This is a genomic window from Candidatus Poribacteria bacterium (genome assembly GCA_021295755.1).
In the GTDB taxonomy this organism is placed as follows: domain Bacteria; phylum Poribacteria; class WGA-4E; order WGA-4E; family PCPOR2b; genus PCPOR2b.
The window spans coordinates 33,977-39,701 of record JAGWBT010000027.1; the positions used below are offsets into that span (position 1 = coordinate 33,977).

A 5,725-nucleotide genomic window follows, 5' to 3' on the forward strand; every position below is an offset into this window, starting at 1 on the left:
CGGTGTTGGGCTGGTCAGTTTCGTTGTCGGGCCCCGCATCAATATCGGCTACGGCGAAAATAACACCCTCGGCATCCTTGTTGGGTATGACACCAAGAAAGACGAGGAGCAAACTGGGCTGACCGGAAGGTTGAGCTTCACCCGCAGGTGGTAACAAACATATTGATCGTAGGTGGGGCAGCCCCGATAAAATCTGGATTTCGCTACGCTCAACTTGCCCCCCTTACTTCACAATAACCATCCGCTTCATCTGATGCTCCGATGGAGTAGACAATTGGTAGAAATAGACCCCACTGGAAACCCGCTCGCCCAAATCATTCCGCCCGTCCCAATAGGCAGCGCGGGATCGACTTTGATAGAAGCCCGCTGCCTGGAATCCGAGTGAAAGCGTTCGGATTCGCTGTCCATTCGCATTATAAATCGACAGCGTCACAGGCGCAGCTTCCGACAAATGATACGGTATCCACGTCTCAGGGTTGAACGGGTTGGGATAGTTCTGCAGCAGAAGGGTCTGCTTCGGAGCACCAACTCTATCAAGCGTTACCGGCAAAGCCGCATTTACAAGCGTGTCGGGTGTTACTGTGAAACTGAACCGCTCCGAAGCAATCTCCCCGGTTGTATCGGTGAGGGTGACCTCTAAAGAATCACCGATCTGCACGATGCTCCGGCGTGACAGATCGGCGGTCGCCACGGCGAAGTACCCGTCTCGTACATTACCTGTCATGATAGCATTGGTGCGTAAGTTTTGCGCCGTGACCCGATAGCCGTTGAGGTTCCGCTCACTCTCCAAGCGTCCACTCACGACAAACGCCCAGGTTCCTTCGTTCAATGCCGTGCCCGGTGCTGCAGCTTGCAATTGATTTGTCCATGCTGCTCCAACAAAGGTAACCTGTTGAGGCTGTCGAAGATTAACGATGTACCCTTTCCCACCTTCAATTGCAAAACCGTCGTCCGGTGCGTCCGGTGTCCAGCCGAAAAATTCCTGTCTTGCCTCATCAAGGGCGATTACCGTTGTTGCACCCATCATGTCTGCTAAGGACCGGGCGGTCATCGGTATCTTTGGCTTGAGGGGAACTGAGAGCATGTTCAAACCTTTAGCAAGAGAAACCACGTAAACGTTACTAAAATCTTCCACAATTTCACCCGTTAGCGGGGTGGCAATATAGTAAACACGAGAAATAAGGAGACATTTACCAAGAACTCTGACCCGATCGAAGTTTCCGAAGTCCCCCTGACAAGGGCATTGAAAGTGTATCAATAATTCTAAACTTTACTATAAATCCGTATCTGCGACCATCCAACGCGTCGTAGTAACCAACAATCTGCCCTTTCCTATCAATATCTCGTGCCACCGTAATCACGCTGCCCGGGAATTTCAACTCCTTCTGCTCACCATTCGGGAGGCGGATATAGGTGCGTTCCGAACTGTCAAACTCTTTGGCTCTAAACACGATGACACCGGCATCGTTGATGGCATTTACAAAAAGGTACTCTAGGTCCGGCAGCGCACCGGGATAATCGAATGTGGTGAAACTACCGTTGGGGTGGCGTATATACCCATGATATACGTCATCGGTATCCACGTAACTTCCTACTAGGAAGCCATCGGTGTTCATGTCATCGGCATAAGTTATTGCCGCTCCGGGTACATCAAACTGCTCGCTACCTACAAAGCCATGAATAGCACCATCAGCATCAAAAATATCACCAATAAGCAACCCTGATTCGCTAATACCAAAGATTTCCGTTTCCGCTGCCCCCGGAAAATCGAACTGTGTCAATTCACCATCCTGCACAATCACGCCGTGAGAGATCTCGTTCAAATCCTGATAGAAACCCACAACTTGCCCTGCGTTGTTGAGTCCATAGAAACCAAACGTGAGAGAATCGGGGACATTATAGGTGGAAAGCATCCCGTCAATCAACGTGAAGCCAACCATCTTCTCGCCATCAGTGCTACGGGTGTTACCCGCATAATGTCCGAGATCATTGCTTGAAGTCAACTCCAGAAAATCGACACCCAGCACCTCAATCGTGTTGAAAAGATACTCCACAGTAGGTTCTGGCGATTCCGAGAATGCCCACAGCGGCGCGTCTCGATCCGTTGATACGAAGATAAGCCAAATCGCCATGAGAAGAGTAAAACGAAAAATGGGCATTTTCGTCGGTTTGTGTCTCCTTGATTGTTTAGTTCAACCTTATTATGTTAGGACTTACGCACTTCAGTAGGGAATAACGATCGTTGTTCCGTTGGGTGCCTTGATAGAGTTCTTACTGTAGCTGTCCGATTTATCGGGCGTCGGGAGTTGTTATGTCCGAACTACGAGACGTTCAGCGTTCAACTGCGTAACTCCTATTATGTATTGAATGCGCGAAAGATGCAATTTTTTTGATGCTTTACCAGCTTAAACCACGCACCTATTGTACATACGACTACAAATTATCTCAAGCATCTTTTCAGTAATGTGAATTAAGAAAAATCTGAATTCTATCCCGAAAATAGGGTTTCAATGGACAAACAACTACGCAAAGGAGAAAAAACAACTGTGAAAATTGTTTTCGACTATTGGGTCGTCTGGGCGTTTCTCACCATTTTTTTAGCGGTTCAATCCCCAGGCGACGGACAGGCTGCAGACGAGGCAGACCCACATCACAGAACCGCTACCGCCATCCGAATTAACGGTGTACCACCGCAGTTGGATGGCGTTTTGGACGACGAAATATGGGAAACCGCACCCCTCCACGAAAGCTTTCACCAGCGCGACCCGGATGAAGGAAAACCGGCGACGGAACGTACCACTTTCCAAATTGTCTACGATGACGAAGCGGTCTATTTTGCGATTATGTGCTACGATGATGAGCCCAATAAAATTGTCTCCCGATTGGTCAGACGGGACAATTATGTTGAATCGGATAAAGTCACCGTTAGCCTGGACCCGCACTACAACCGGCAGAGCGCGTTCTGGTTTACTGCCTATCCCTCTGGCTCCGTGACTGACGGGATTGCGCCTGAAACCGGTTGGTGGGACAGCACATGGGACGGTGTGTGGGAAGTAAAAACCCGAATCCACGAGAATGGTTGGGCGGCAGAATATAAAATCCCGTTTCACATATTGCGCTTCTCCCCAAAGGAGGAATACACTTGGGGGCTACAGATCGAACGATACATCAGTCGCAAAAAAGAACAGGATCACTGGCGTTTCATCAAGCGTGATGAGCCGGGCTGGGCGTCTCGGTTTGGTGATCTTACTGGCATCAAAGATATTCACCCCTCCCATCATTTGGAGCTTGTGCCTTATGTGATGGGGCGTACACGTCTCGATGATGAAACCGAGTTATGGGGCAATGTGGGAACTGATGTTCAATATGGAATTAGCTCCGGAATTTCACTGGATGCCACGATTAACCCTGACTTTGGACAGGTTGAGGCGGACCCTGCGACCTTAAATCTCTCGGCTTATGAGGAGTATTTTAATGAACGTCGTCCCTTTTTTGTGAAAGGTGCACGGATCTTTGAAAACTTGGACTATAGCTTCCTTTACTCACGACGAATCGGCAGACGACCAAGCCACTTTGAGCTGCCGAACGGAGCCACTGAACTGAGTCGTCCGGAATCAACTACAATTCTCGGTGCTACCAAAATTGTAGGGAAAACCCAAGGCAATACCCACTTTGGGATTATGGAGGCAGTCACTTCGCCAGAATACGCACAAATTGAAGAAAAGGTCAATGGGGACAAGATAGAACGAGAGTTCCTCGTGGAACCGTTAACCAACTACTTTGTGGGCCGAATCAATCAGGACGTGCTGAAAGGGAATTCGGTCGTTGGGCTGATAATGACCGCCGTGAATCGACAGGATTCCAACTCCGCCTATGTTGGTGGGGTTGATTGGGATGTAAAATTTGCCAAAGAGCGATTTCAGCTGACCGGCACGTTGGCAGCAAGTCAGGCAGGAGAGCAGGAGGCGCGTAAGTCGGGCTACCTCGCACACCTTGAAATCGACAAACACGGCGGATGGTTGAGAGGGGAGACCAATGTTAAAATGCTCTCACCGGACCTAGAGATAAACGATCTCGGTTTTCTGCGCCGTTCCAACATGATACAGTGGAATTACGACCTCACCGTGCGGAAGGAGAAGCCGTTCAGCATTTTCCGACGCGCTATTCTGGGGCTCTACGGTTGGCAGACGTGGAATTATGACAGAACCCATATCAGCGGTTACGTCGAGATATGGACAGGTGGACGCTTCAAGAACTATTGGGACTATGACCTCTGGATGGGACGCAACCTAGAGACGTTTAGCGATCACGATGTTAGGCGTGGCGGGACGCTGATCAAGGATCCCGCAGGTTGGTGGATTTATACGTGGCTCGCTACCGACAGCCGCAAAATGGTTCGGTTGGAGTTAAATCCCGTTTTCGCCTGGAATGACGATAGACGTTCGTATGACTACGATGTAGACCTTTCCTTGCGTATTCGACCCACTTCCAACATTGATGTGAGTATAGGACCAAGTTATGCCTATCAGGTAAAGGATGCACAGTGGGTAGAAATGGTTGAAGAGCAGGTCAACGGGCAAGTCGAAAAACATTACGTCTACGGGGAATTAACGAGTCGTACACTTGATTTCACCACCCGGGCGAGCATCAGCTTTACCCCGACGTTGAGCCTTCAGTTCTACGTGCAACCTTTCATCACCATCGGAGATTATACGGGGTTCAAGGAGTTAGTCGAACCGAAGGCGTATCAGTTCAAACCGTATCCGCTGAATGAGAACCGTGACTTTCATCGGCGATCTCTACGGGGCAACACCGTGCTCCGCTGGGAATTTCGACCCGGAAGTACCCTGTTTCTGGTTTGGTCTCAATCGCGAGAGGTTGAGCTAGATCGTGTAGAAGGAGCAGATCTCGAATTTCGTCCGTTCCATCGTTTGCGAACAAGCTTTACCGACGATGGGGAGAATATCTTCCTCATCAAATGTCGGTATTGGTTTGGGATGTAGCGTGCCAATCCGAGCCAAGCGGAATGCCAATTTCGGATGGCTCGGATTGGTGCGTGGATTCTATACCTTACGAAATCTAATCACTATAACGATAGATTGAGCGGGCGTGTCTGAGGTATAGCATTTTTCGGGTTCTTTCAAACCAGTATCACCGCTATCTTACTCTCTTGATTGATTGTAACGCTTAAGCAGCGATGTAAACTTGACGCAGCTTTGAGGCGAAGTTATAATAGAACTAACTTATTCGCACGGTTAGTCGAATGTTCGTTCTTGATTGACATCGCTTGCTCTCAATTTCTGCTCAAGCCACTAGGAAAGTTCATTCGACTCGGTACGAAAGCGAGCCTGAGAAAGGAGCCTCAAGATGATTCATACCTTAGTGAAGGATTGGATGGCACAAGAGTTAAGCACAGCCGAACCAGAGACAGAGATTGTTGAGGCATATCAATTGATGCTTAACGACCAGATTCGGCGACTGCCAGTTGTTGCTTCCGATCGACTCGTTGGGTTTGATTTATTGAGCAACACGGAACAGACGCTCTCCCAAAAGCTGGAACAGATGACGGCAGGGGAAGTGATGACACCCAATCCGGTTACGGTTGCTGAGGATGCGACAATTGGTGAGGCAGCACAGAAGATGCTAGAAAACAAGATCAGCGGTCTACCCGTCCTTGATCCTGTCGGCGTGAATCTTGTTGGTATCATCACAGAGTCCGATATTT

At 49.2% G+C, this 5,725-nt stretch carries 4 protein-coding genes; 2 read left to right on the top strand and 2 right to left on the bottom strand.

Annotated elements, in window-relative coordinates; genetic code table 11:
- Positions 1 to 223 precede the first annotated feature (223 nt).
- Complete coding sequence (locus J4G02_05455; protein MCE2394025.1) at positions 224 to 1,084, bottom strand: T9SS type A sorting domain-containing protein; 861 nt, start codon at positions 1,082 to 1,084, stop codon at positions 224 to 226.
- Between the two features lie 106 nt (positions 1,085 to 1,190).
- A complete protein-coding gene (locus J4G02_05460; GenBank protein ID MCE2394026.1) occupies positions 1,191 to 2,159 on the bottom strand; it encodes a hypothetical protein in 969 nt (322 codons plus the stop codon).
- Positions 2,160 to 2,546: 387 nt separating this feature from the next.
- Here J4G02_05460 and J4G02_05465 point away from each other — a divergent pair, with 387 nt between their 5' ends.
- Both J4G02_05465 and J4G02_05470 read left to right on the top strand, forming a co-directional pair.
- Positions 2,547 to 5,003: a carbohydrate binding family 9 domain-containing protein gene (locus tag J4G02_05465; GenBank protein ID MCE2394027.1), complete on the top strand. Its 2,457-nt coding sequence runs from the start codon at positions 2,547 to 2,549 to the stop codon at positions 5,001 to 5,003.
- Positions 5,004 to 5,394: 391 nt separating this feature from the next.
- A partial coding sequence (locus tag J4G02_05470) for a CBS domain-containing protein (GenBank protein ID MCE2394028.1) occupies positions 5,395 to 5,725 on the top strand: 331 nt, incomplete at its 3' end.